The sequence below is a fragment of the Modestobacter roseus genome (assembly GCF_007994135.1).
In the GTDB taxonomy this organism is placed as follows: domain Bacteria; phylum Actinomycetota; class Actinomycetes; order Mycobacteriales; family Geodermatophilaceae; genus Modestobacter; species Modestobacter roseus.
Genome location: NZ_VLKF01000001.1, coordinates 350,827 through 375,721, shown reverse-complemented (window position 1 = coordinate 375,721; position 24,895 = coordinate 350,827). Strand labels below are relative to the sequence as shown.

The window sequence follows — 24,895 nt, the reverse complement described above, 5'->3', positions numbered from 1 at the left end:
GTCGTCGGCGTCGACCTGACCGACGGTACTACTCGCCAGTAACAAGCGTCCGGCGCGGGCGCAGCTCGACGGCGATCGACGGGCGGGGCGGGGTGTCACCGGTGTGCACCGCGGCGACGGTCAGCCCGTGCGGCGCGGCCAGCCGGCCCACCCGGTCGGCCCTGCCCTGCGCCGTCCCCGGCTGCAGGGGCTGGTCGACCAGGAGGAAGCGACCACCCTCGGCGACCACCCGGCGCACGACGGCGTACTCGTCGGCCGGGGGCCGCCAGAAGGCCCCGACGTGCACCGCGACCACGAGGTCGAAGGCCGCGTCGGGCAGGTCCGCGTCGATCAGGGCCGCGGTCTGCAGCACGACCCTGCCGGCCGCCACCGCCGCTGCGTTCCGGGCCGCTGCCGCCGCGGTCATGGTGGCCGAGCGGTCCAGGCCGAGGACCGAGCCGCTGGTCAGCCGCGCCGCGAGCTGGGACAGCAGGACACCGTGCCCGCACCCCACCTCCAGCACCCGCTCCCCCGGCCGGGGGGCGGCGACCTGCGCGGCCCAGGCGAGCCGGGCGGACACGTCGGCGGCCATCTGCGGTCAACGGCGTCAGGTCGGCGGCGTCAGGTCGGCGGCGTCAGTTGAGCGGCCGCGTCCCCGTCGGGAGGGTGCCGCCGGCGACCATCTCGGTGGCAGCATCCTGCAGCGCGGTGAGCGCGACCCGCTGGGTGAAGGGCCCGGTCGACACCCGGGCGACCCCCAGCGCTTCCAGCTCGCGCGCGGGCAGCGAGGCACCGGGCACGCTGATGAGGGTCAGCTTGCGCGGGCCGAAGGCGTCGACGAGGGCGACGACGTCCTCCCGGGCGACGACCCGGGGGACGAAGACGACCGGCGCCCCGACCGCGAGGTAGGCCTGCCCGCGGGTGATCGCCTCGCCGAGCACCGCGTCGTGGTCGGCGTCCGGCGCTGCGCGCACGAAGGCGTCGGTGCGGGCGTTGAGCACGAAGTCGATCCCGGCGTCCCGGCCGGCGCGCAGCACGGCCTCGACGGCGGCCACCGCCTCGTCCAGCGGCTTCATCTGGTCCTCCAGGTTGCCGCCGACGACGCCGACCCCGATGGCCCGGCGGGCGGTCTCCCCCGCGTCGCCGTAGCCGGCCTCGAGGTCCATGCTGACCGGCACGTCGACCGCCCGGACGATCCGCTCGACCATGTCCAGGTGCAGGTCGAGGGGGATGTTCTCCCCGTCCTCGTACCCGAAGGTGGCCGCGATCGAGTGGCTCGCCGTGGCGAGCGCGCGCACGCCCGGGGTGCTCGCGACCACGGTCGCGGAGACGACGTCCCAGACGTTGGTCAGGGTCAGGATCCCGGGGGCCTCGTGCAGGTCGAGGAGGGTGCGGGCGCGGGTCGCGAGGTCGGCCATGGGGGCAACGTAGCCGGGTGTGCGGCACCTGCGGGCGGGGCAGGGAGCGGGCACGTCCGCCGGGGCACCCGGCGACCCACACCACAGGAGTTGACGATGAGCCGCGCCACCCTCCCCGGTCACCGGTCCCGCTGGCGCATGGCCGCCGCCGGCCTCGCCGTCGCCACCCTCTCGTTCACCACGGCCGCGTGCGGCGGTGGCGAGGACGGCGGAGCCGGCATCGTCGAGGACGGTGGCGGCGGCGAGGAGGAAGAGGACGGCGGCGGCGGCGAGGAGGAAGAGGACGGCGGCGGCGAGGAGCAGGAGGACGACGACTGATCCGGCGGGCACCGGAGGGTCCTGAGCGGCGGCCGTCCAGGCCGCTGGCAGGCTGGGTGGCCGGGCCCGGATCCGCCCACCGCCGTCCACAGGTGGGGCCGTCGTCCACCGACTGCGGGACCGGCGCCCACCGACGACGCCGCTCCCGCACGCTGGGGCACCCCACCGACGAGGAGGTCCCGTGCCGGGGACGACGACGACCGACGACGTGCTGCGACTGCTGCTGGCCGGTGGCCGGCTGGCGGCCGAACCCGGGGTGCGGGTCGCCGACCTGGACCGGGTCGTCGTCCGGCTGACCAGCCGCGACCCCGGGGTGGACAGCGACGGGCAGGCCCAGCGGGTGATCGGCGACCTGCTCCCGCACCTGTGGGAGGGCGGCTGGCAGCCGGCCGACGTCGTGCACGTGGTCCGCCGCCGGGCCACCCAGCGCGCCGCCCGGCTGGCGGCCACGGTGATCGCCGGGTCGGCCCCGGCCGGCGCCGACGCCGCCCCGGCCGCCTGGTCGGCGCAGCTGGCCGCGCTCGACGCGCGCGGCGGCACGGTCAGCGAGTGGTGGCGCGCGGAGGGGACTCCCGCGGCGGCGGCCTGGCGCGAGGTGCTGCGCGTGATCGGCGTGCTGCGGGGCCTGCCCCGGGTGGAGGAGCTGCTCCCCCCGCCGTCCCGGTGGACGGCCGGGGCGGCTCCCGGCCCCGCCGTCGTCACCGACGAGCGGGCGCTCGGCCGGATCCGCGGCCTGCTGGCCAAGGCGGAGTCCACCGAGTTCGCCGCGGAGGCCGAGGCGCTGACGGCGAAGGCGCAGGAGCTGATGGCCCGGCACGCGATCGACGCCGCGATGGGCGAGGGGGCCACCGGCATCGGCGAGGGCGGGGTCACCGCGCGCCGGTTCCACCTCGACGACCCGCACGTGGAGGCCAAGGCCGCGGTGCTGCAGGGCGTGGCCGCCGCCAACGGCGTGCGGGTGGTGCTGATGCCGGCCTTCGGGATCGCCACGCTGGTCGGGTTCGCCGCCGACCTGGACCTGGTCGAGCTGCTGGTCACCTCGCTGCTGGTGCAGGCGGGCCGGGCGCTGGACCACGAGCTGCGCGAGGGCGGCTCCCGCACCCGCGCGACGGCGTGGCGGCGGGGCTTCTGGCTGGCCTACGCCGCCCGGGTCGCCGAGCGGCTCACCGACGCCCGCGACGCCGCCCGGGCCGAGGCGCGGGCCACGTACGGCGGCGCGCTGGTGCCGCTGCTGGCCGACCGCGAGGCCACCGTCGACCGGGCGGTCGAGGAGCTCTTCCCGCACGTCCGGCGGCGGCAGGGGCCGATGGTCGACCCGGCCGGCTGGGACGCCGGGCGGAGGGCGGCCGACGAGGCGGACCTCGGCGGCGGTCGCCGCGCCCTGCCCGGCTAGATGAGCACGTCGAAGGTGGACCCCAGGTCGGCGATCAGCATCGACTGCTGGGTCAGGTCGGTGGCGGTGCTCATCCACCCCGCCACGTAGAGCAGCTGCTCGGGCAGGGCGTCGTCCAGCGACGCCACCCCTGCGGCCAGCGCCGCCTGCCCCACCGCGTTGCACGCCAACACCATCATGATCGACCCCTTCCGTCCCAGGAGAGGTCGGCAGTCCCGGCCGGAGCTTGAGCCCCGGCCGCCGGATCGTGCGTCGACCGCCCCCGAAGGGGTCAGGCCAGGCCGGCCAGCAGCATCCGCAGCAGCGTCTCGTAGGTGGCCGACGGATCGGGGGTGAGCACCGCCCCACCGAGCTCCAGGCTCACCGCCCCGTGCACCGAGCTCCAGATGACCTGCGCTGCCTCGACCGGGTCCCCGTCACGCAGCGCCCCGCGCGCCATCGCGTACCGGACGTGCCCGACCAGTGCCTCGAATGCGGCCGTCGCCGCCGCGACCAGCTCGTCGGCGCCCTCGGTGGGCAGCGGCCGCCCCCCGAACATCGCGCCGTAGTGCTGCGGCCGGTCCAGCGCGAAGAGCCGGTAGTTGCGCCCGCTGGCCAGCAGCCGGGCCAGCGGGTCGGCGTCGTCGTCCGCGGTCACCGCGCCGCGCAACCCGTCGAAGCCGCGCACCAGCACGGCGGCGATCAGCCCGTCCTTGCTGCCGAAGCGGTTGTAGACGCCCATCGGCGCCACGCCCGCCTCGGTCGCGACGGCCCGCACCGTGACCGCGCCCAGCCCGTCGCGCACCAGCACCCGCTCCGCCGCGTCGACCAGCGCCTGCTCGACCGCACGGCTGGGGGTGCGCCCGGCGCCGGGCCTGACATCTGTCACGACCTCATCCTCCTGCACCGATCCCTCTTGCCCAGTTGTAGAACATGGTCCTACTGTTCTGGCACACCGTTCTACAAGCCGGAGGCCGCCATGCCCACTCCCCCACCTGCGCCCACCACCCGTCGGTGGTGGGTGCTCACCGTGCTCTGCCTGTCCGTGCTGCTGGTCAGCATCGACAACACGATCGTCAACGTCGCCCTGCCGACCCTCAGCCGCGAGCTGTCGGCCAGCACGAGCGACCTGCAGTGGGTCGTCGACGGCTACACGCTGGCCTTCGCGGCCCTGCTGCTGCTCGGCGGCGCGCTCGGCGACCGCTTCGGCCGGCGGCGGGTGCTGCAGGCCGGACTGCTCGGATTCGCGCTGACCTCGGCGCTGGCCTCGATGGCCGCCAGCACCGACCAGCTCATCGCCGGCCGCGCGGCGATGGGCGTGGCCGCGGCGGCGATCTACCCGGCGACCCTCGCCCTGCTGGTCACCACGTTCACCGACCGCCGGGAGCGGGCCACCGCGCTGGGCGTGTGGTCGGCGGTCACCGGCCTGTCGGTGGCCATCGGCCCGGTCACCGGCGGCCTGCTGCTGGAGCACTTCGCCTGGGGCTCGGTCTTCCTGGTCAACCTGCCGATCGCGGCGGTCGCCCTGGTCGCCGGGCGGCTGCTGGTCCCGGAGTCCCGGTCTGCCCGAGCGCACGGCTTCGACCTCGGCGGCGCCGCCGCCTCGGTGCTCGGCATCGGCCTGCTGGTCTGGACGACGATCGAGGCACCCGGACACGGCTGGGGTTCGGCGACCACCCTGGGCGGCTACGCGGCCGCGGTGCTGGTGCTCGCCGCGTTCGTCGCCCGCGAGCTGCGCACCCCCGAGCCGCTGCTGGACGTCCGGCTGTTCCGCGACCCGCGGGTGTCGGTCGGCAGCGGGGCCATCGCGCTGGCCTTCTTCAGCCTGTTCGGGTTCATCTTCATGATCACCCAGTACTTCCAGTCGGTCCGGGGCTACGGCACGCTCACCGCCGGCGTGGCCACGCTCCCGTTCGCCACCGTCATCGCCGTCACCGCACCGCTGGCGATCGTCGCGATGCGGGCGGTGGGCACCAAGCTCGTCGTCGCGGCCGGGCTGGCCACCATGGCCGCCGGGTTCGTCGTCGCCACCGGCACCACGCTGGAGTCGGCCTACTGGGGCCGGATCGTGCTGGCGATGGTGCTGATGGCCGCCGGTCTCGGCCTGGTCACCAGCCCGGCCACCGAGGCCGTGATGGGCGCGCTGCGCGGCGACCAGGCCGGCGCGGGGTCGGCGGTGAACGACACCGTGCGGGAGGTCGGCGGCACCCTGGGCGTCGCGGTCGTCGGCTCGGTGCTCAGCACCGTGTACGGCCCGGCCGTGGTCGACGGGCTCACCGCGGCCGGCGCCCCGGCGCAGGCCGCCGAGGGCGCGGCCGACTCGGTGTTCGCCGGCCTGGCCGTCGCCGGGCAGGTGCCGGGCAACGCCACCGAGGCGGTCCGGCAGGCCTTCCTGGACGGCGTCAGCGCGGGGTCGTGGGTGTGCGCGGTGGCCAGCGCGGTCGGCGCCGTCGTCGTCCTGGCGTTCCTGCCCGCCCGGCACCGGCTCCCCGAGCCCACCGCCGAGCCGGTCCCGGCCCCGGCGTGACCTAGGAGCCGGCGCGCGGGTCGAAGGGCTCCCGGCCCGGCGGCAGGTTGGACAGGTCCGGGGCGACGACGGTCGCCTCGGTGCTGTCCGGCAGCGCCAGGGTCACCTGCGCCGGCTCCAGCAGCAGGTCACCGGTGCCCCTGGCCATCGTCTCGCCGCGGAAGAAGGCCGGCGCCACCAGGTTCCAGACGGCCATCAGCACGAGCCCGAGCACCAGGGAGCCGACGCCGACGACGAAGACGCCGCCCACCCCGCCGATCACCGTGTAGCCGTAGTCGGGGTCGGCGTACTCGATGCAGGCGAGCACGAAGACCACCAGCATGAACAGCCCGCCCAGCAGCGGCAGCACCACGCGCATGAGCACGTCCCGCGGCGAGCGCGAGCGGCGGAAACCCCAGGCGGCGGCGAAGCCGGTGAGCCCGTAGTAGAAGGCGATGAGCATGCCGGTCGCGGTGATCGAGTCGATCAGCACGTTCTCGCTGACCAGCGTGAGGCCCACGTAGAAGGCGATCGAGACGATCCCCATCCAGATCGTCGACACCGTCGGCGTCAGGTACCGGGGGTGGATCCGGGCGAAGGACCGCGGCAGCGCGCCGTAGGCGGCCATCGACAGCGTCCCGCGGGCGGTGGGCAGGATCGTCGTCTGGGTGCAGGCCGCGGCCGAGGTCAGCACCGAGATGATCAGCAGCGCCTCGAACGCCCGGCCGACCAGGTCGTCACCGAAGACGGTCGCCCCGAGCGCGGCGAAGACGTCCTCGGCGTTGGCCTCGTTGCCCAGCCCGATCCCCTCGGTGCCGACCCCGGCGAAGGCGACGGTGGCCACCGAGACGACGACGTAGATGCCCACCAGCAGCACCGTGGAGATGATCGCCGCGCGCCCGGGTGACCGGGTGGGGTCGGCGGTCTCCTCGTTCACCGCCAGGGCGGAGTCCCAGCCCCAGTAGATGAAGATCGCCAGCAGCGCGGCCTCGGTGAGCGCCGGCCAGCTCACCCCGGACGGCCACAGCCAGGACAGCGACGGCGTCAGCGACCCCGCGGGTGCGCCGCCGCCGAACACCTTCACCAGCGCGTAGCCGGCGAAGGCGACCAGCACGACCAGCTCGATCGCCAGCAGCACCTTCTGCAGCCGGGCGGTCGGCTCGATCCCCCGGTAGCAGATCCAGGTCATCAGGGCGATCCACCCGACGCCGGCGACCGTCGTCCACAGCGTGCTCTCGGCCAGCCCGTCGAGCCCGACCAGCCGGTAGCCGTAGGAGCCGGCGATCTGGGCCAGGTTGGCCATCACGATGACGTCGGCGGCGATGATCCCCCAGCCGCCCATCCACCCGGTGCGCGGGCCGAAGGCCCGGGCCGCCCAGGTGAAGGTGGTGCCGCAGTCGGGCTCCCGCTTGTTCAGCTCCGAGTAGGCGATCGCGATCAGCCACATCGGCACGAACGCCAGCAGCATGATCGCCGGCGCCTTCACCCCGACCGCGATGACGACGAAGCCCAGGGTGGCGGCGAGCGCGTAGGCCGGCGCGGTCGAGGAGACGCCGAGGACGATCGAGGAGCCCAGCCCGAGCGCGCCGCTCTTCAGCCCCTTGTCGACGGCGACGCCGTCGGTGCGGGCGGGCGCGAGCGGCGCCGGGGACGAACCGGTCATGCGGGGGCCGTGCAGGCAGTCATGCTGCTGTTATCGCACACGGCCGACGCCGTCTCGGCCCGGGGTGGGTGCACGCCCGGCGAGAACTGTCGGTGCCCGGGGGGAACATCGGCGGGCGAGCGCGGGTTGCTTGCGCCGAACAAGCATCTCGTCCCACCCGATCACCTGCTCGGCCCCGGCGCGACGCGGCGCCCCCACCTCCCACCGTCCAGGAGTGCGCTGTGTCCCACCCCGCCCCGCCCAGCACCCCCGGCTCGCCCGCCGGCCCGGAGACCGCCGCGGGCCGGGCCGCCCGCGAGCAGGAGCACGACCACGGCCGACGCTGGTGGACCCTGGCCACGCTCGGCCTCGCCCAGCTGATGGTCGTCCTCGACGCCACGATCGTGAACATCGCGCTGCCCAGCGCCCAGGCCGACCTGGGCTTCGACAACGCCGACCGGCAGTGGGTCGTCACCGCCTACGCGCTGGCGTTCGGCGGGCTGCTGCTGCTCGGCGGCCGGCTCGCGGACATGTTCGGCCGCCGCCGCACCCTGCTGATCGGGCTGGCCGGCTTCGCGCTGGCCTCCGCCCTGGGTGGCGCCGCCACCGGCTTCGGCACGCTGGTCGCCGCGCGCGCCCTGCAGGGCGTGTTCGGCGCGCTGCTGGCGCCGTCGGCGCTGTCCCTGCTCACGATCACGTTCAGCGACCCGAAGGAGCGCGGCAAGGCCTTCGGCATCTTCGGTGCCATCGCCGGCGCCGGCGCCGCCATCGGGCTGCTGCTCGGTGGCGTGCTCACCGAGTACCTCAGCTGGCGCTGGTGCCTCTACGTCAACGTGCCGATCGCCCTCGTCGCCGGGCTGGGCGCCCTCCGGTTCGTCCGCCCGGTCCCGCCGGCCGGCAACGTGCACCTGGACATCCCCGGCGTGGTCACCGCCGTCCTCGGTCTGGGTGGGCTGGTCTACGCCTTCGCCCGCGCCGAGACCGACGGCTGGGCCGATCCGACGACGCTGGTGCTGATCGCCGTCTCGGTCGTGCTGCTGGTCGCCTTCGTGCTCCTCCAGCGCCGGGTCGCGCACCCGCTGCTGCCGCTGCGGGTGGTGCTCGACCGCCGGCGCGGCGGCGCCTACCTGGCCATCGCGCTGGCCGCGATCGGCATGTTCGCCGTGTTCCTCTTCCTCACCTACTACTTCCAGCAGACCAAGGGGTACAGCCCGCTGCGGAGCGGGGTCGCCTTCCTGCCCTTCGTCGCCGGCATCATCACCAGCTCGACGGTGATCGTCCCCCGGCTGCTGCCGCGGATCGGCCCGCGCTTCCTCATCACCACCGGTCAGCTGCTCGGCGTGGCCGGCCTGCTCTACCTGTGGCGACTCGAGTCCGACAGCGGCTACGCGGCGCACGTCCTGCCGGCGTTGTTCGTCATGGGGCTGGGCATGGGGCTGATCTTCGCCTCGTGCTTCAACACCGCGACCTCCGGCACCCAGCCCTCCGACGCCGGGGTCGCCTCGGCGCTGGTGAACACCGGCCAGCAGGTCGGCGGCGCGCTGGGCACCGCGCTGCTGAACACGATCGCGACCACCGCGACCACCGCCTACCTGGCGTCGCACGCGCAGTCGCCGTCGGTCGTGGCCGAGGCGGCGGTGGCCGGCGAGACCCGGGCGTTCCTGGTCTCCGCCGGGGTGTTCGCCCTGGGGGCGCTCGTCAGCCTGGTGGTGCTGCCGAACGGGCCGAACCCGGTGCCTCAGCGGGGCGCCCAGGTGCCCGCCGGGCACTGAGTCCGGCCTCAACCGCGCGGCGCCCGTCCCCGTCCCGGGGCGGGCGCCGCACCCGGGTGGCCCGGGCGACACGTGATCTCGGCCCGGGTGGTTGCGTCAGCCCGGTCGCACGTGACATAACTCCGTGTCAGGTGCTCATCAGCGAGCCGTGACCTCTCGGCCCGCGCCGGGCATCGACGTGGATGGTGAACCGTGCAAGAGCCGACCAGGGTCGGCGGGGCGTCGCGTACCGACCAGGACGCCGCGCAGCTGCGCGCCCAGCTGGCGATCGCCGCGGCCGACATCGGCACCTTCGACTGGGACCTGATCAGCGGACGCCTGGTCTGGGACGACCGGCTGATCGCGCTGTTCGGCTACCGGAAGGACACCTTCGGGGAGGCCATCGAGGCGTTCAACGACCGGGTGCACCCCGATGACCTCCCGCGGGTGACCGAAGCGCTCAACACCGCGATCGACGAGTGCGGCGACTACGACGCCGTCTACCGGGTGGTCGTCCCCGGCGCCGAGACCCGCTGGGTGTCCGCCCGCGGCCGGGCGCTGCCCGGTCCCGACGGCGCCGCGGTCCGGGTCATCGGGGTCGCCACCGACGTCACCGCGACCCTGGACGGCGAGGCCCGGGTCACCCGGGTGCTCGAGGCGATGCCCGCCGGCTTCTACCAGCTCGACCCCGACTGGCGGTTCACGCACGTCAACGCCGAGGCCGAGCGGCTGCTGCAGCGCTCCCGCGAGGACCTGCTGGGCGAGGTCATCTGGGAGGCCTTCCCGGCGGCGGTGAACAGCGTGTTCGAGGACAGCTACCGCGCAGCGGTCGCCGACGGGCTGCCGGTCGCCTTCGACGCCCACTACCCCGCCCCGCTGGACGGCTGGTACGAGGTCCGGGCCTGGCCGACCCCCGAGGGCCTGTCGGTCTACTTCCTGGAGGTCACCGAGCGCCACCGCGCCCTGGAGCAGGCCGAGCGCGCCGCCCGGCGGCTGGCGCTGCTCGCCCAGGTCAGCGCGGAGCTGGCCGGCACGCTGGACGTGCAGGCGGCGACGGCACGGCTCCCGCGGATCGTCGTCCCGGCGCTGGCCGATTTCTGCGTCGTCACCGTGATCGACGACGACGGGCACCCCCGCGACGTCGGCAGCTGGCACGTCGACCCCGGCAGCCGGGCAGTGCTGGACCACTACACCGAGGTCCGGCTGGACGCGATGCCGCTGACCGCGCCGGTGGCGCGGGCGCTGTACTCCGACGAACCGGTCTCCTTCCGCGCCGAGGACGTGACGCAGCTGCTGCCGGTTGGCCGGGCGCGGGAGCTGATCTCGGTGCTCGCCCCCGGGAGCGAGGTCGCGCTGCCGCTGCGGGCCCGCGGTCGCACGCTGGGCCTGCTCACCCTCTTCTACGCCGGCGGGCACGAGCCCACCGACGAGGACGTCGCCGTGGCCCAGGACGTCGCGGACCGGGCCGGGCTCGCGCTGGACAACGCCCGCCTGTTCGGCCAGCAGCGGCAGATGGCCGAGGGGCTGCAGCGCAGCCTGCTCACCGAGCCGCCGGAGCCCGACCACGCCGAGATCGTGGTGCGGTACCTGCCCGCCGCCGAGGCCGCCCGGGTGGGCGGCGACTGGTACGACGCGTTCCTGCAGCCCAACGGCTCGACGATGCTGGTGATCGGCGACGTCGTCGGCCACGACACCGCGGCCGCCGCCGCGATGGGCCAGGTGCGCAGCCTGCTGCGCGGCATCGCCGCCTACAGCGACGCGCCCCCCGGCGAGGTGCTGCGCGGGCTGGACGCGGCGATGGCGGTGCTCCAGCTGGACACCATCGCCACCGCCGCCGTCGCCCGGTTCGAGCAGACGGACGACGAACGGGAGCGCGGGGTGACCCGGATGATCTGGGCCAACGCCGGGCACCTGCCGCCGCTGGCGCTCCACCCCGACGGCAGCGTGGCGGTGCTCGCCGACTGGAAGGCCGACCTGCTGCTCGGCGTCGACTCCGGGACGGTGCGCAGCGACTCGGTGGTCACCCTGGACCGGGGCGCGACGGTGCTGCTCTACACCGACGGGCTCATCGAGCGCCGCGACTCCGACCTGGACACCGGCCTGGACCGGCTGCGCGCGGCGCTCACCGAGCTCGCCGACCGGCCGCTGCAGGAGCTGTGCGACGAGCTGATCGAGCGCCTGGTCGAGGGCAAGCCGGACGACGACGTGGCGCTGGTCGCCGTGCGCCTGCACCCGCAGGACCGGCCGCGGCCACCCGAGGCAGGCCCCAACCGGGTGCCCGACGTGGTGCCGGCCGACCCGGCCACCCCCTGACCGCCACCCGGCGACCCCACCCTGGAGGACCACCGTGGACCTGCCCGCCTCGCTGCTCGCCCTGCTCCGGGGGCCGAGCCCCTGCTTCCTGGCCACGCTGATGCCCGACGGGTCGCCGCAGATGACCCAGACCTGGGTGGACACCGACGGGACGCACATCGTCATCAACACCGTGGCGGGGTTCCAGAAGGTGCGGAACATGCAGCGCGACCCGCGGGTGGCGGTCAACGTGGCCGACCCGCGGGACGTGTCGCGCTACGTCGCCGTCCGGGGGCGGGTCGTGGAGATCACCGCCGACGGCGCCGCGGCGCACATCGATCAGCTCGCGCAGAAGTACCTGGGCGGCCCCTACCCCTGGTACGGCGGCCGGGACCAGCAGCGGCTGATCGTGCGGATCGCCGCGGACCGCATCTCCTCGCCGCAGGGGTGACCCGGCGCGCCGCCCGTTGCCGCCCGTTGGGGTGAGGCAGGGGCGGCTCCCCGTCATGAGGAGCGGCGGACCGGCCGACGGTGGGGACATGCAACGCGACCGCGGCGCGCCGACCGCCGTCCTCCGCACCGGGACGGCGGTGCTCGCGCTGGCCGTCCTGGTGGCCGGGGCGCCCGGTCCCGCCGTCGTCCCGCTGGCCGTCGTGCTCGCGCTGGGTGCGCTCGCCGTGTTCCTGCGCCGCGCCGTGCCGGGTCCGGACCGGCGCGTGTGGGTGCGACTGCAGGGCACCGCGGTCCTGCTGGCCGTCGGCGTGCTGGTCACCGTGCTCCCCGCCGCGGGTCCGCTCGGCGTGGTGCCGGCGATGGTCGCCGTGGTGGTGGGCTTCCCGACGACGTACGGCGGCCTCCTCCGCTGGAACCGGTTCTCGACCAGCGCCGCCGACCCCAACGACGTGCTCAACGCCTCCGCCGCGGTGCTGGTCGCGGTGGCCATGGGCAACGTGGTCGTCGACCTGGTCGGCGGGCCGCTGACCGAGCTCCCCGAATGGCAGCTGCAGCCGATGCTGGCCGCCGCCGCGGTGGCCGTCATCGAGCTGGGCACCAGCTGGGTGATCACCGCCGTGGCCGGACTGGCCCGGGACGTGCGCATGGCGCTGGTGGCGGGGACGCAGGTCGCACTGCTCGTCGCGGCCGGTCTGGCGCTGTGGTCGGCGGGCGAGGCGGTCGGACCCGTCGCCGCCGTCACCGGCGCCGCGGTGGTGATGTGCAGCGTCGCGGCCGCGCTGCCGGCGCGGACGAGCACCCCGCAGCCGGCCGACCCGGCGGACTCCACCGTGGGCGCCTTCGCGCTCATCTCGGTGGCCACGGTGACGCTGGTGGTGGGTGCGCTGACCGACTCGCGGGCCGCGATCATCTGGTGCGCGGGGCTGGCCGCGGTCGCCTCGAGCCTGCGGCTGCTGGTGAACCTCCGGGACCTGGCGCAGCTGGCGGTGAGCCGGCGCGAGGCGCTGACCGACGAGCTGACCGGGCTGGCCAACCGCCGCGCGCTGATCCGGCGGATCGAGGAGCTGTGTGCCACCGGGCACCCCTTCTCCCTGGGCCTGGTCGACCTGGACCGCTTCAAGGAGGTCAACGACGGTCTCGGCCACGCGGCCGGCGACGAGCTGCTGCGCAGGGTCAGCCGTCGGCTGGCCGACCACCTGCCCGCGGGTGCGATGGTCGGGCGGCTGGGCGGCGACGAGTTCGCCGTCGTCGTCCCGGTGCCCCCGCAGGGCGACCCCGGCGACCTGACCCCGTCGCTCGGCGCCGACCTGGTCACGCTGTCCCGGGAGCCCTACGACGTGGACGGGCTGGTGCTGCACGCCCCGGTCTGCGTCGGCACGACCGGGCACGTCGCCGACGGCCACGCGCCGGGCGACTGCGCCACCCGGCTGCTGCGCCGCGCCGACGCGGCCCTCTACGACGCCAAGCGCCACGGCGCGACGGCGGTCACCTACGACGCCACCCGGCACGTGGACACCAGCGGCCGGATCACCCTGGTCGAGGAGCTGCGCGCCGCCGTCGACACCGACCAGCTCGTGCTCTGGTACCAGCCGCAGGTCGACGTCGCCTCCGGGCGGACGGTCGGTGTGGAGGCGCTGGTGCGGTGGCAGCACCCGACCCGGGGCCTGCTGGCACCCGCGGAGTTCCTCCCCCTCGCCGAGGCGCACGCCCTGATGGGGCCGGTCACCGAGCGGGTGCTCGCCGAGGCGGTCCGCCAGGGCGCCGAGTGGCGCCGGACCGGGACGCCGCTGCGGGTGTCGGTCAACCTGTCGGCCAGCAACCTGTCCGACACCGCGCTGCCCGCCCGGGTCGCGGCGCTGCTGGCCGAGCACGGGCTGCCGGCCTCGGCCCTGGTGCTGGAGGTGACGGAGACGGTGCTGATGACCGAGCCGGACGCCGGCCTCGTCGTCGTCCGCGCGCTGGCCGAGCTGGGCGCCGCGATCAGCATCGACGACTTCGGCACCGGCTGGTCGTCGCTGACCTACCTCAAGGACCTGCCGGTGACCGAGCTCAAGCTGGACCGCTCGTTCACCGCCGACCTGCTCACCGAGCCCCGGACGGCGGCGATCGTGCACGGCACGATCGAGCTGGCCCACCGGCTGGGCCTGCGGGTGGTGGCCGAGGGGGTCGAGACCGCGGCGACGCTGGCCCACCTGGCGCGGCTGGACTGCGACGAGAGCCAGGGGTACCTGCACTCGCGCCCGGTGCCGGCCCCGGCCGTCACCGCCCTGCTCGCCGTCGCCACCACCGCTCCCCCGGTCCGGCAGCCGGCCTGAACCGGCGCCGCGGTCAGCGGCGGGGGCCGCCCCGTCCGACGGCGGGCTCGTGCTGCTCGATGGAGTGCGGCACCGCGAAGGACGCCGGTGGCGGCAGCCCGAGCGGCACCTCGGACTCCTCCTGCGCCGCCGACCGGCGGGCCAGCACCGCGACCCCGACGACGAGCGCGACGACGCCGAAGGCCTGGCCGGCGTGGGCGAGCGCCCCCGGTTGCAGCCGCTCGTCGTAGACCAGGGTGGCCAGGCCGACGGCGACGAGCGGCTCGAGCACCGCCATCGCCGGCAGCATCTCGATCAGCGCGCCGGACTGGTAGGCCCACTGCGCGAACACGATGGAGGCGGCGCCGCTGGCCAGCAGCACGTACGTGGTCCACGAGGTCAGCAGCTCGGCGGGCGGATGGGCCACCACGTCCTTGAGCAGCAGGCCGGTGAGGCCGAAGCCGAAGCCGGCGGCGATGCCCAGGGCGAGGGCCTTGTGCGGCGGGGCGGGACGCAGTGCCCACAGCGCGGCGAGCACCATGATCCCGGCCCCGGCGCCCAGGCAGGCCAGCAGCGGAGCGGGGTCGGCGAACTCCGAACCGTGGTCGGGCTTGGCCGAGACGACGAAGACGGCGAGCGCGAGGACCACCAGCGCGGCCGCGACCCACTGCCCGCGGTCGGGCAGGGTGCGTTCGGGGTGTCGCCGGTCGATCAGCGCACCCAGGGCGAGGGAGAGCACCAGCCCGCCGGAGAGCAGCGGCTGGACGATGACCACCGGGCCGAACGTCAGGGCGGCGGCGTGCAGCAGGAACCCGACGAGCGCGGCGACCTGACCCATCAGCCACCCGCGGTGCCGGACGAGCCGACCGACCAGCCGCAGCACGGCCCCGTCGGGCAGGGACTCACCCGCCGACGTCGCGCACCGGTGCTGCACCACGGTCGAGGTGGCGAAGGCACACGCCGACAGCAGCGCCAGGAGGATGGCCGCAGTCACGCCGCCGAGTTCACCACAGGATCAGCCGCCGGGCCGGGTGACGGCGGGACCAGCGGCTCAGGAACCACTTCCGTCACAGCAGCGGACCGTTACGGTGGGCCGGGTGTGCGACGGGGCGGGCAGGACGACCGGCGTGGACCGGTCACCCCGGGGCAACCCCGGGGGTCGTGTTCGGACCCAGCATCTCGTCACCCGCCCGGCCGTGCGCTCCGCGCACCTGGTGGCGCCTCGATCAGGGGCTGGCTGGCCGCCCCGTCGCGCACGCCACCGGTGACGGCCCCGTCCGGGCGGCGGGCGGCGACGACGGCCGCCGGCATCGCCGTCGCCCTGCTGGGCAGCCGCTGGCGCCGGCGGGAGATGGTCCGCGCGACGGCGGTGGCGCTCGGGTACGCCCGCGCCCCGCGGTGGGTGGGCACCCTCGTCGGTGAGGTGCTGGTGGCCTACCGGGACGCCCCGGTGGACCGGCCGCGGGAGCTGGCCGCCTTCGTGCGGACCACGGCGGGCTGGCAGCGCGGCTGGACGAGGGTGCCGCAGCCCCGGGTGGCGCGGTGGCAGCCGACGGTCACCGAGGTGGCGTTCCGCCGGCACGGGGTGACGGAGCTGCCGGACCTGGCGGCGCTGGCCCGGCTGCTGGACCTGGACACCGGCGAGCTGGCCTGGTTCGCCGACGCCCACCGGCTGGAGCGCACGGTCCGGGAGCCGCTGCGGCACTACCGGTGGCGGACCGTCGGCTCGCGCCTGGTGGCGGCGCCGAAGCCGCGGCTGAAGGAGGCGCAGCGGCGGCTGCTGCGCCACGTGGTGGGGCCGCTGCCGGTGCACGGGGCGGCGCACGGGTGCGTGCCGGGGCGGTCGGTGCGGACGGCGGTGGCGCCGCACGCGGGGGCGGCGGTGGTGCTGCAGCTGGACCTGGAGGCGTTCTTCCCGAGCATCGCCGCGGAGCGGGTGCAGGCGCTGCTGCAGACGGTCGGCGGGCTGCCGGAGCCGGTGGCGCACGCGGTGACCGGCCTGGTGACGACGGTGGTGCCGCGGTCGGTGTGGGCGGCGGTGCCGGTGCCGGCCGGCCCTGACCGGGACAGGGACCGGCACCACCGGGTCGGCCGGCGGCTCGCGGTGCCGCACCTGCCGCAGGGGGCACCGACCTCGCCGGCGCTGGCGAACCTGGTGGCGTTCCGGCTGGACCGGCGGCTGGCGGGGCTGGCCGCGTCGTTCGGCGCCCAGTACACCCGGTACGTCGACGACCTGACGTTCAGCGGCGACCGCGCGCTGGACCGGGGGCGGTTCGCCTCGCTGGTCGGTGCGGTGGTGGCCGAGGAGGGCTTCCGGCTGAACGCGGCGAAGACCCGGTCGACGACGTCGGCGGGGCGGCAGTCGGTGCTGGGCGCGGTGGTGAACGTGCACCCGACGCTGCCGCGCACCGACCGGGACGCGCTGCGGGCGCTGCTGCACAACTGCGCGGTGCACGGCTGGCGGTCCCAGGTGCGCGACCACGACCCGGCGACGTTCCGCGACCACGTGCTGGGCCGGGTGGCGTGGGCGGCGTCGATCGACCCGGCGTTCGGCGTCCGGGCCCGCCGGCTGGCCGACCGGATCGACTGGACGGCGCACCCGGTGCGCTCCCCCGAGGGGCCCGGGCACGATTGACGCGTGATCGAGGAGACGACCCGCGGGTGAGCTACCGACCGATCCGGGGTGCCCGCTGGGCGTTCCCGCTGCTGTTCGCCGTGTTCGCCGTCGCCGCGGTCGCCCTCGTGGCCGCGACCCTGCGGGGCGACGGGCCGCCGCTGCTGTTCCTGCTGCTCTGGCTGGGCGCGCTGGGCTGGAACGCCTACTGGTTCCTGCTCCGGGTCTGCGTCGAGCTGCGGGTCGACGGGCCGCAGCTGGAGTGGGCGACGCCGCTGCGGCGGGGCACCGTGTCGCTGCTGGACGTCGCGCTCATCCGGCGCAGCCGGCTGTCGAACCAACTGGCGGTGATCGAGCTGCGGACGGGGCGGCCGCTGATGGTGCCGGTCCGCTACGGCTTCGCCGCGGTCGAGCAGGAGATCGTCGCCGGCTCCCCCGGCGTCGAGGTCGAGGAGCCCTGACGCCGGATCAGCGCGTGGCGAGCAGCCAGACCACCTCGCCGGCCGCGTCGGTGGTGCCGTGGTCGCGCTGGAAGCCGAGCGTCGCCAGCACCGTCGTGGTGACCCCCTCACCCGGCGTCCGGCATGAAGCCGCGGGATCGTTGGTTGTCCCCACCATCCCGCGCGACCGCGGACCGCACGGCAGAGGAGCAGCGTGACCACGACGACGGCGACCACGGGGGTCGGTTTCCGGTCCGAGCGGGGGCCGGTGCTGATCGGCGTCATGCTCGCGACCGCCCTGGTGGCGATCGACTCGACGATCATCGCCACCGCGGTCCCCTCGATCGTCGACGACGTCGGCGGCTTCGCCGAGTTCCCCTGGCTGTTCTCGATCTACCTGCTGGCCCAGGCGGTCACCGTGCCGGTCTACGGCAAGCTCGCCGACGTGTTCGGCCGCAAGCCGGTCATGCTCGTCGGCATCGGGCTGTTCCTGCTCGGCTCGGTGCTGTGCGGCTTCGCCTGGAGCATGGGCTCGCTGATCGCCTTCCGCGCGCTGCAGGGCCTGGGCGCGGGCGCGGTCCAGCCGATGGCGATGACGATCGTCGGCGACCTCTACTCCCTGGCCGAGCGGGCCAAGGTGCAGGGCTACATCGCCAGCGTGTGGGCGATCAGCTCGGTCGTCGGCCCGACGCTGGGCGGGGTGTTCTCCGAGTACGTCAGCTGGCGGTGGATCTTCTTCGTCAACGTCCCGTTCTGCCTGCTCGCCGCCACCATGATCGGGCGCCGGTTCACCGAGACGGTGAGCCGCGCCCGGCCGCGGATCGACTACGCCGGCGCCGGCCTGCTCACCGTCGGCCTCACCCTGGTGGTGCTCGGTCTGCTGGAGGGCGGGCAGGCGTGGGCGTGGGCGTCTCCGCAGAGCGTCGCCGTGCTCACCGCCGGCGTCGTCCTGCTCGCCGTCTTCGTGCTCGTCGAGCGCCGGGCGGCCGACCCGGTCGTGCCGCTGAGCCTGTTCCGGCACCGGCTGATCGTCACGACGAGCCTGGTCTCCGCCGCCGTCGGTGTAGGTGCTGCTCGGGCTCACCACCTACGTGCCCACCTACGTGCAGGAGGCGCTGGGCACCGGCCCGCTGGTGGCCGGCTTCGCGCTGGCGGCGCTCACCATCGGGTGGCCGGTCTCGGCGTCGCTGTCCGGGCGGCTGTACCTGCGGATCGGGATCCGGGCCACCGCGCTGCTGGGTTCGCTGGTCGTGGTGGCCGGCGCCGCTCTGCTGCTGCTCCTGGACGCCTCCTCCAGCGTCGTCCAGGTGGGCGCGACGTGCTTCGTGATCGGGCTGGGCATGGGGCTCACCGCCGCGCCGACGCTGATCGCGGCGCAGTCGGCGGTGAGCTGGCAGCAACGCGGCGTGGTCACCGGCACGAACATGTTCTTCCGCTCGATGGGCAGCGCCCTCGGCGTCGCCGCCTTCGGCGCCGTGGTGAACGGCACGCTGGGGTCGGCGTCGCTGGAGTCCGCCGACGTCGGCCCGGACGCGCTCACCGGCGCCGTGCACTCGGTGTTCCTGGCGACGGCGGGCGTGGCGGTGCTGCTGCTGGTCGCCGTCCTGCTCATGCCCCGCGGCGACCGGCCGGCGGCGGCGCAGCCGGCCACCACCGAGACCACGGCCGCCGCCGGCTGACGCTCCCGACCGCTCAGCCGTCCGTGGCCCCCGCGGTGGCCCGCTGCCCCCGCACCGAGTCCAGCCGGGCCTCCAGCGCCGCGGTCATCGCCGTCCAGGCGTCGCTGCCGAGCACCAGCCGGAGCGGGGCGGGGCTCCGGTCGACGCTGGCGATCATCGCCGCGACCATCCGTGCGGGGTCGCCGATCACCCCGGGCGGACCACCGTCGCGGAACGCCCGGGACGCGGCGGCCGGCGTGCCGTCGTAGGCGGCGAGCGGCTCGGCGAAGCGCAGCCCGGTCGGCCCGAAGCCGGTGCGGGCGCCGCCCGGCTCGACGATCGTCACGCCGATCCCGAACGGCGCGACCTCCGCGGCGACCGCCTCGCAGAAGCCCTCGATCCCCCACTTGGTCGCGTTGTACAGCGACGAGCCGGGCCAGGCCGCCTGCCCGGCCGACGAGGACACCTGGAGCACCCGCCCGCCGCCGGCCGCGCGCAGGTGCGGCAGCGCGGCGCGGACCAGCTGGATCGAGCCGAGGAGGTTGGTGTCGAGCTGGTGGGTCACCTGGTCGTCGCTGAGCTCCTCGGCGGCGCCGAACAGCCCGTAGCCGGCGTTGCTGACGACCACGTCGAGCCGGCCGAGCGCGGCTGCGGCGTCGTCCACCACGCCGCGGATGCGGCCGGTGTCGGTGAGGTCGAGCTGGTGGACGGAGAAGGCGTCGCCGTGGGCAGCGCGGAGGTCGGCGACCGCGTCGGGTCGCCGCACCGTCCCGGCGACCCGGTCGCCGCGGGCGAGGAGCTGTTCGGCGAGCAGCCGGCCGAAGCCGCTGCTCACCCCGGTCACGAGCCAGGTGCGTGTCATGACCCGAGCCTCGGACCTCGGCGCCGCCCCTCACCAGGCCGCGCCGAGGGGGGTGCCGGCAGGGCCAGGCGCCCGGCACCGGTGCGCCCTACCGTCGTTGCGTGGCGGAGAACCTGATCGGGGAGTACCTGCGCGCCCGGCGGGAGCAGGTGCGCCCGGACGACGTCGGCATCACCGCCACCGGCTCCCGCCGCGTCCCCGGCCTGCGCCGGGACGAGCTGGCGATGCTGGCCGGCATCAGCAGCGAGTACTACACGCGGCTGGAACAGGGCCGCGACCGGCACCCGTCCGCGCAGGTGCTGGACGCGGTCGCCCGCGCGCTGGGGCTGGACGCCGCCTCGACCACCCACCTGCACGACCTCGCCGACCCGGCGCCCCGCCGCCGGCGCGCGCCCCGCCGCACCGAGCGGGTGCGGCCCAGCGTCGCCCGGCTGCTCGCGACCTGGGACCGGACGCCGGCGTTCGTGCAGGGTCGCCACCTCGACGTGCTGGCCGCGAACCCGCTGGCCGTGGCGCTGTCGCCGTTGTTCCAGCCGGGCACCAACCTGCTCCGCTCCTTCCTGCTGGCGCCCGGCGCCGAGCTCGGCCCCGCCCGGGAGGCGACGGCGGCCCAGCTGGTCGCCATCCTGCGGAACGCGGCCGGGCCGGACGTCGACGACCCGCACCTGACCGAGCTCGTGGGTGAGCTGTCGGTGCGCAGCGAGCTGTTCCGGCGACTGTGGGCCCGGCACGACGTGCGCCGGCACCCCGGCGGCGGGGTGTACCGCGTGGCGCACCCGCAGGTCGGCGACCTCGAGCTGCGCTACGACAAGTTCACCGTGGCCGACGCCGAGGACCAGGTGCTGGTCGTCTACCAGGCCGAGCCGGGCTCCCGGTCGGCCGAGGCGCTGACCCTGCTGTCCTCACTCGCAGCCGTCGATCAGGCCGGGCTCGTCTCGACCGTCCCGAGGGTGCGGACCAGGTCGAAGCGGGACGCGTCCTCCGTGCCGGGCTCCGCGGTGTAGGTGACGATCCGCAGGTCGGTGCCGGCCACGGTGAGCACGTCGCAGTCCAGGGTGAGCTGCCCGACGAGCGGGTGCCGGAAGGTCTTCGCCTGGACGCGGTGCTCGGTGACGGTGCCCTCGGCCCACAGCTGCGCGAACCGGTCGACGGCCAGCAGCTCGCGGATCACCGCCTGCACCGACGGGTCGTCCGGATACCGCAGCTGGGCACAGCGCAGGTCCGACACCAGCGCGCGCTCGTGGCGTTCGCTGTCGCCGTCGGCCCAGACGACCTGCGGGGCCCTGCCGGTGAACTCGGCGACCACCAGGTTCAGGCCCGGGCGCATGTCCCCGAGCAGCGACCGCCACGCGTCGTTGGCGGTGAGCAGCGTCCAGTGCGAGGTCCAGACGCCGATCGCCACGTCCGGCAGCCGGGCCAGCAGCCGCTGCACGCTGGCGGGGATGTGCACGGGCACGGCGTCGGGCAGCGGCGCGGGCAGACCTGCGGCCAGGTGCATGTGCTCCCGCTCGGCGTCGGACAGCTGCAGCGCCCGGGCGAGCGCCGCGACGACCTGCGCCGAGGGCCGGTCGGCACGTCCCTGCTCCAGCCGGATCAGGTAGTCGACCGAGACCCCGGCCAGCAGCGCCACCTCCTCGCGGCGCAGCCCGCTGGTCCGGCGGTTGCCGGCGGGGAAGCCGACCGCGGCGGGTGGCAGCCGCTCCCGCCAGGCCCGCAGCAGCTGCGCGAAGTCGCCCCGTTCGGTCATGTCCCCCATCGTCGTCCACCGCGGGGGTCCTGGGTGGTACTGCCGGTCATACGGTCGGAGCGGCCCACCGGGGACCACCGGATCGGGGGCACCGTCGACCTCATGACGACGACGTTGATCACCGGTGGCAACAAGAGCCTGGGCTTCGAGACGGCCCGGCGGCTGAGAGACCACGGGCACCAGGTGCTGATCGGGGCCCGTGACCCGGAGCGCGGCGCTCGTGCGGCCGACGAGCTGGGCGTGGCGTGGGTGCAGCTGGACGTGACCTCCGACGAATCGGTGGCGTCGGCCGCGGCGGAGGTCCGGGACCGGTTCGGCGGCCTGGACGTGCTGGTCAACAACGCCGGCGTCTCCGGGGCCTTCGCGGGGGTGGACGAGTTCGACGGGCCGGCGGCGCTGGCGGTGTTCGACACCAACACGGTCGGGATCGTCCGGACGACGCACGCGTTCCTGCCCCTCCTGCGCGGGTCCGCGGCCCCCGTGGTGGTGAACGTGACCAGCGGGTTGGGCTCCTTCGCGGTGCGCGCCGACACCTCGCGCATCGAGTCGACCCTGCCCACGCTCACGTACTCGGCGAGCAAGGCGGCGGTCAACATGCTGACGTCGGTCTACGCCCGGTTCCTCCCCGAGCTGCGGGTCAACGTGGTCGACCCGGGCTACACGGCCACCGACTTCAACGGCCACTCCGGTCCGCAGACCGTCACCGAGGGCACCGACGCGATCGTCGCGATGGCCACGATCGGGGCCGACGGGCCGACCGGCACCTTCACCGACCGGCACGGCGCCGTCGGCTGGTGACCGCCCGGTGCGGCGGGGGCGTCGCGCGGCGCCCCCGCCGCACGGCCGCGCGGTCTGGGAGGATCGACGCGGCGCACCCGGGGCACCGGGCGCCGCGACGGACGGGGACGCACCGCAGTGGAGCTCGATTTCGCGCAGTTGTTCGCGGCGCTGCCGGCGCCGCACCTGGTGCTCACGCCGGACCTGGTCATCCGCTACGCGAACCCGGCCTACCTGCGCACCCTGCGGGTCACACCGGAGCAGATCGTCGGCCGCGAGCTGTTCGCCGCCTTCCCGCCGGGCCCCGCCGCGCTCGACCCCGACGGCGTCCCCTACATCGCCCGGTCCTTCGCGCGGGCCCGCGCCACCGGGCGGCCCGACGCGCTGCCGATCGAGCGGTACCCGCTGGTGGTGCCCGGCACCGGCCTGGTCGAGGACCGCTGGTGGGCGGTCACCGCCGTCCCCGTGCTCGACGAGGACGGCGAGGTGTCGGTGTTCGTGCAGCGCGTCGACGACCTGACCGAGTTCGTGCGCGACCGGGGGCTCCCCCGCGCGGACGGCGGGGACGACCACCTGGAGAGCCAGGTCCAGCAGCTGCAGGCCGAGCTGACCACCCGCACCCGGGAGGTGGAGGCGGCCCGGGAGACCGAACGCCGCACCTCCCGCACGGTCGAGGCGATGCCGTCGGGGTTCTTCTCCGTGGACGCCGGGTGGCGGTTCACGCTGCTGAACGCGGCGGCCGAGCGGCTCCTCGGTCACGACCGCGGCGAGCTGCTCGGCCGCACGATCTGGGAGGTCTTCCCGGAGGCGGTGGGCAACGAGTTCGAGTCGGCCTACCGCACGGCGGTCGAGACCGGCGAACCGCAGACGCTCACCGCCTACTACCCGGCTCCGCTGGACACCTGGTACGACGTGCTGGCCTGGCCCACCGGTGACGGCCTGTCCCTGTACTTCTCCGACGTCACCGACCGGCAGCGCACCGCGGACGAGGCCGGGCAGCTGGCCGCCCGGCTGGCCCTGCTGGCCCTGGTGAACGCCGAGCTGGTCGAGGCCGACGACGTGCCGACCGCCGTCGCCGGGCTGCCCGGCGCGCTGACGCCGGCGCTGGCGGATGCCTGCGTCCTCACCGTGGCCGACGGCAACGGGCGGCTGCGGGACGTCGGCTGGGCGCACACCGACCCCGCGCTGCGCCCGGTGCTCGACCGCTACGTGCAGGCCCGCTCCGACGCGATGCACGTGCACACCACCTTGAACCGGGTGCTGGAGTCGGGCCGGCCGGTCTCGGTGCCGGGCGCCGAGCTGGCTGCCGCGCTGCCCACCGGCGAGGCGCGCCGGCAGCTGGAGCTGCTGGGTGAGACGCGGACGGTGAAACTCCCGGTGCGCGGGCGCGGGACGGTGTTCGGCGCGCTGACCCTGCTCAGCGCGGCCAGCCGGCCGATGGACCCGGCGTGGGAGTCGACCGCCCAGGAGATCGCCGACCGGATCGGGCTGGCGCTGGACAACGCCCGGCTGACCCGGGCGCAGGCCACGATCGCCGAGAGCCTGCAGCGCAGCCTGCTCACCGATCCGCCGCAGCCGGCCCACGAGGAGATCGCGGTGCGCTACCTGCCCGCCGCCGCGGCGGCGCAGGTGGGCGGCGACTGGTACGACGCGTTCGTCCAGCGCGGCGCCGGGACGATGCTGGTGATCGGCGACGTCGTCGGGCACGACACCGCCGCGGCCGCCGCGATGGGGCAGCTGCGCGGGCTGCTGCGCGGGATCGCCACCTACAGCGGCGGTGGCCCGGCCGAGGTGCTGCGCGGCCTCGACGAGTCGATGGAGACGCTGGTGGTCGGCACCCTCGCCACCGCGGCCGTCGCCCGGTTCGAGCAGACCACCGACGAGCTGGCCCGGGGCGTGACCCGGCTGGTCTGGGCCAGCGCCGGTCACCCACCTCCGCTGGTCATCGCCCCCGACGGCGTGGTCACCGTGCTGGACGACGGCCGCGCCGACCTGCTGCTCGGCGTCGACCCGGCGGTCCGGCGGCGGGACCGGGTGCACCTGCTGGAGCGCGGGGACACCGTGGTGCTCTACACCGACGGGCTGGTCGAACGCCGCGACGCCTCGCTGGACGACGGGCTGGCCCGGCTCGTCGACGCCGCCGCCGACCTGGCCGGGGCGTCGCTGGACGAGCTGTGCGACGGCGTGCTGGACCGGATGGTGCACGGGCGCCCGGACGACGACGTCGCCCTGGTCGCCGTCCGGCTGCACCCCCAGCGCGACCGCCAGCTGGCCGGCGCGGCACCCGCTGCCGCCCTCGCGCCCGCCGGGGGGCCGGCGTGAGCCACCTCTCCTGGCCGATGCTCACCCCGCCGCGCCCGCTGGAGGTGTGGCGGTCGTGGAACTGGGAGCTCCGCGAGCCGGCCGACCTCACCCGCTACCGGCGGCAGCTGCGGCTCGAGGCGCTGCCTGCGGACCGGGACGACGCCGACGAGGCCGCGGTCGAGCGGTTGCTGCTGGCCTTCGAGGAGCTGACGTCCAACGGCGTCCGGCACGGCCTGCCCCCGGTGTGGACCACCGTGACGGCGACCAGCACCGGCTGGCTGATCGACGTCACCGACGCCGACCCGCGGGACGAGCCGGTGCCCGCGATCGACCGCGACCCGGCGCACGGCGGGCTCGGCCTGCACCTGATCGCGCGGCTGTGCGCCGCGCACGGGTGGGCGCCGGAGGACGGGCGCAAGCACGTGTGGGGCTTCGTCAGCCTGACCAGCGAGGACTGAGTCCGGCCGG

Annotated in this window: 22 protein-coding genes and 1 pseudogene; 15 read left to right on the top strand and 8 right to left on the bottom strand. The window is 75.5% G+C overall.

Going from position 1 to position 24,895, the window contains the following annotated elements; translation table 11 throughout:
- Positions 1–28 precede the first annotated feature (28 nt).
- Both JD78_RS01875 and JD78_RS01870 read right to left on the bottom strand, forming a co-directional pair.
- Positions 29–571, bottom strand: coding sequence for a class I SAM-dependent methyltransferase (locus JD78_RS01875; protein ID WP_153360825.1), 543 nt, complete (start codon positions 569–571; stop codon positions 29–31).
- Positions 572–614: 43 nt separating this feature from the next.
- Positions 615–1,397 (bottom strand): isocitrate lyase/PEP mutase family protein, encoded by a 783-nt coding sequence (locus JD78_RS01870; RefSeq protein ID WP_153360826.1) that lies wholly within the window; start codon positions 1,395–1,397, stop codon positions 615–617.
- Between the two features lie 96 nt (positions 1,398–1,493).
- Between JD78_RS01870 and JD78_RS01865 the strand changes: the two genes are divergently transcribed.
- Positions 1,494–1,715, top strand: coding sequence for a hypothetical protein (locus JD78_RS01865; protein WP_153360827.1), 222 nt, complete (start codon positions 1,494–1,496; stop codon positions 1,713–1,715).
- Positions 1,716–1,896: 181 nt separating this feature from the next.
- Positions 1,897–3,108 (top strand): DUF2786 domain-containing protein, encoded by a 1,212-nt coding sequence (locus JD78_RS01860; protein ID WP_153360828.1) that lies wholly within the window; start codon positions 1,897–1,899, stop codon positions 3,106–3,108.
- On the opposite strand, the gene JD78_RS01855 is transcribed toward JD78_RS01860, so the two are convergent.
- Together JD78_RS01855 and JD78_RS01850 are read right to left on the bottom strand one after the other, a co-directional pair.
- The gene (locus tag JD78_RS01855; RefSeq protein WP_153360829.1) at positions 3,105–3,287 is read right to left on the bottom strand and encodes a hypothetical protein; all 183 of its coding nucleotides are present in this window, start codon (positions 3,285–3,287) and stop codon (positions 3,105–3,107) included. The two genes, JD78_RS01860 and JD78_RS01855, sit on opposite strands and share 4 nt — an antisense overlap.
- 92 nt (positions 3,288–3,379) lie before the next feature.
- Positions 3,380–3,976 (bottom strand): TetR/AcrR family transcriptional regulator, encoded by a 597-nt coding sequence (locus JD78_RS01850; protein ID WP_153360830.1) that lies wholly within the window; start codon positions 3,974–3,976, stop codon positions 3,380–3,382.
- A gap of 90 nt (positions 3,977–4,066) precedes the next feature.
- Between JD78_RS01850 and JD78_RS01845 the strand changes: the two genes are divergently transcribed.
- Positions 4,067–5,614, top strand: a complete 1,548-nt coding sequence (locus JD78_RS01845; RefSeq protein ID WP_153360831.1) for an MFS transporter — start codon at positions 4,067–4,069, stop codon at positions 5,612–5,614.
- A gap of 1 nt (position 5,615) precedes the next feature.
- On the opposite strand, the gene JD78_RS01840 is transcribed toward JD78_RS01845, so the two are convergent.
- Complete coding sequence (locus JD78_RS01840; RefSeq protein WP_153360832.1) at positions 5,616–7,256, bottom strand: APC family permease; 1,641 nt, start codon at positions 7,254–7,256, stop codon at positions 5,616–5,618.
- Between the two features lie 221 nt (positions 7,257–7,477).
- On the opposite strand from JD78_RS01840, the gene JD78_RS01835 reads away from it, so the two are divergent.
- The 4 genes from JD78_RS01835 (at position 7,478) to JD78_RS01820 (ending at position 14,046) form a co-directional block, all read left to right on the top strand.
- A complete protein-coding gene (locus tag JD78_RS01835; protein WP_153360833.1) occupies positions 7,478–9,007 on the top strand; it encodes an MFS transporter in 1,530 nt (509 codons plus the stop codon).
- Positions 9,008–9,199: 192 nt separating this feature from the next.
- Entirely contained in the window at positions 9,200–11,299 is a 2,100-nt protein-coding gene (locus JD78_RS01830) for a SpoIIE family protein phosphatase (RefSeq protein ID WP_153360834.1), read from the top strand.
- Positions 11,300–11,333: 34 nt separating this feature from the next.
- Positions 11,334–11,729, top strand: a complete 396-nt coding sequence (locus tag JD78_RS01825; RefSeq protein ID WP_153360835.1) for a PPOX class F420-dependent oxidoreductase — start codon at positions 11,334–11,336, stop codon at positions 11,727–11,729.
- An 88-nt stretch (positions 11,730–11,817) separates the two neighbouring features.
- A complete protein-coding gene (locus tag JD78_RS01820) occupies positions 11,818–14,046 on the top strand; it encodes a putative bifunctional diguanylate cyclase/phosphodiesterase (protein ID WP_153360836.1) in 2,229 nt (742 codons plus the stop codon).
- 13 nt (positions 14,047–14,059) lie between these two features.
- Here the strand turns inward: JD78_RS01820 and JD78_RS01815 are convergent, their stop codons facing one another.
- Positions 14,060–15,019, bottom strand: coding sequence for a DMT family transporter (locus JD78_RS01815; protein ID WP_153360837.1), 960 nt, complete (start codon positions 15,017–15,019; stop codon positions 14,060–14,062).
- 270 nt (positions 15,020–15,289) lie between these two features.
- On the opposite strand from JD78_RS01815, the gene JD78_RS01810 reads away from it, so the two are divergent.
- The 4 genes and pseudogenes from JD78_RS01810 to JD78_RS22485 all read left to right on the top strand — a co-directional run bounded on the left by JD78_RS01810 (position 15,290) and on the right by JD78_RS22485 (position 18,758).
- Complete coding sequence (locus JD78_RS01810) at positions 15,290–16,660, top strand: reverse transcriptase family protein (RefSeq protein WP_208103950.1); 1,371 nt, start codon at positions 15,290–15,292, stop codon at positions 16,658–16,660.
- Between the two features lie 26 nt (positions 16,661–16,686).
- Positions 16,687–17,100: a hypothetical protein gene (locus JD78_RS01805; protein WP_153360838.1), complete on the top strand. Its 414-nt coding sequence runs from the start codon at positions 16,687–16,689 to the stop codon at positions 17,098–17,100.
- A 262-nt stretch (positions 17,101–17,362) separates the two neighbouring features.
- A pseudogene (locus tag JD78_RS22740) lies at positions 17,363–18,082 on the top strand (MFS transporter); the annotation flags it as partial.
- 64 nt (positions 18,083–18,146) lie between these two features.
- Complete coding sequence (locus JD78_RS22485; protein ID WP_267128566.1) at positions 18,147–18,758, top strand: MFS transporter; 612 nt, start codon at positions 18,147–18,149, stop codon at positions 18,756–18,758.
- A gap of 13 nt (positions 18,759–18,771) precedes the next feature.
- On the opposite strand, the gene JD78_RS01790 is transcribed toward JD78_RS22485, so the two are convergent.
- Positions 18,772–19,599, bottom strand: coding sequence for an SDR family oxidoreductase (locus JD78_RS01790; protein ID WP_153360840.1), 828 nt, complete (start codon positions 19,597–19,599; stop codon positions 18,772–18,774).
- A gap of 101 nt (positions 19,600–19,700) precedes the next feature.
- Here JD78_RS01790 and JD78_RS01785 point away from each other — a divergent pair, with 101 nt between their 5' ends.
- Positions 19,701–20,603 (top strand): helix-turn-helix domain-containing protein, encoded by a 903-nt coding sequence (locus JD78_RS01785; protein ID WP_153360841.1) that lies wholly within the window; start codon positions 19,701–19,703, stop codon positions 20,601–20,603.
- Here the strand turns inward: JD78_RS01785 and JD78_RS01780 are convergent.
- On the bottom strand, positions 20,519–21,346 hold the full coding sequence (locus tag JD78_RS01780) for a helix-turn-helix transcriptional regulator (protein WP_153360842.1): 828 nt from the start codon (positions 21,344–21,346) through the stop codon (positions 20,519–20,521). The two genes, JD78_RS01785 and JD78_RS01780, sit on opposite strands and share 85 nt — an antisense overlap.
- A gap of 102 nt (positions 21,347–21,448) precedes the next feature.
- Between JD78_RS01780 and JD78_RS01775 the strand changes: the two genes are divergently transcribed.
- From JD78_RS01775 to JD78_RS01765, 3 genes are all read left to right on the top strand, one after another.
- Positions 21,449–22,144: an SDR family NAD(P)-dependent oxidoreductase gene (locus JD78_RS01775; RefSeq protein ID WP_153360843.1), complete on the top strand. Its 696-nt coding sequence runs from the start codon at positions 21,449–21,451 to the stop codon at positions 22,142–22,144.
- A 117-nt stretch (positions 22,145–22,261) separates the two neighbouring features.
- Entirely contained in the window at positions 22,262–24,445 is a 2,184-nt protein-coding gene (locus JD78_RS01770; protein ID WP_153360844.1) for a SpoIIE family protein phosphatase, read from the top strand.
- Positions 24,442–24,885 (top strand): ATP-binding protein, encoded by a 444-nt coding sequence (locus JD78_RS01765; RefSeq protein ID WP_228395201.1) that lies wholly within the window; start codon positions 24,442–24,444, stop codon positions 24,883–24,885. The genes JD78_RS01770 and JD78_RS01765 overlap by 4 nt, the downstream gene beginning before the upstream one ends.
- The last annotated feature ends 10 nt before the right edge of the window (positions 24,886–24,895 follow it).

Bases quoted from the DNA above. Each gene is read 5' to 3' on its own strand.
- JD78_RS01855 (WP_153360829.1), bottom strand. From the start codon at position 3,287: ATGATGGTGTTGGCGTGCAACGCGGTGGGGCAGGCGGCGCTGGCCGCA.
- JD78_RS01870 (WP_153360826.1), bottom strand. From the start codon at position 1,397: ATGGCCGACCTCGCGACCCGCGCCCGCACCCTCCTCGACCTGCACGAG.
- JD78_RS01845 (WP_153360831.1), top strand. From the start codon at position 4,067: ATGCCCACTCCCCCACCTGCGCCCACCACCCGTCGGTGGTGGGTGCTC.
- JD78_RS01865 (WP_153360827.1), top strand. From the start codon at position 1,494: ATGAGCCGCGCCACCCTCCCCGGTCACCGGTCCCGCTGGCGCATGGCC.
- JD78_RS01820 (WP_153360836.1), top strand. From the start codon at position 11,818: ATGCAACGCGACCGCGGCGCGCCGACCGCCGTCCTCCGCACCGGGACG.
- JD78_RS01780 (WP_153360842.1), bottom strand. From the start codon at position 21,346: ATGACCGAACGGGGCGACTTCGCGCAGCTGCTGCGGGCCTGGCGGGAG.
- JD78_RS01775 (WP_153360843.1), top strand. From the start codon at position 21,449: ATGACGACGACGTTGATCACCGGTGGCAACAAGAGCCTGGGCTTCGAG.
- JD78_RS01790 (WP_153360840.1), bottom strand. From the start codon at position 19,599: ATGACACGCACCTGGCTCGTGACCGGGGTGAGCAGCGGCTTCGGCCGG.
- JD78_RS01875 (WP_153360825.1), bottom strand. From the start codon at position 571: ATGGCCGCCGACGTGTCCGCCCGGCTCGCCTGGGCCGCGCAGGTCGCC.
- JD78_RS01840 (WP_153360832.1), bottom strand. From the start codon at position 7,256: ATGACCGGTTCGTCCCCGGCGCCGCTCGCGCCCGCCCGCACCGACGGC.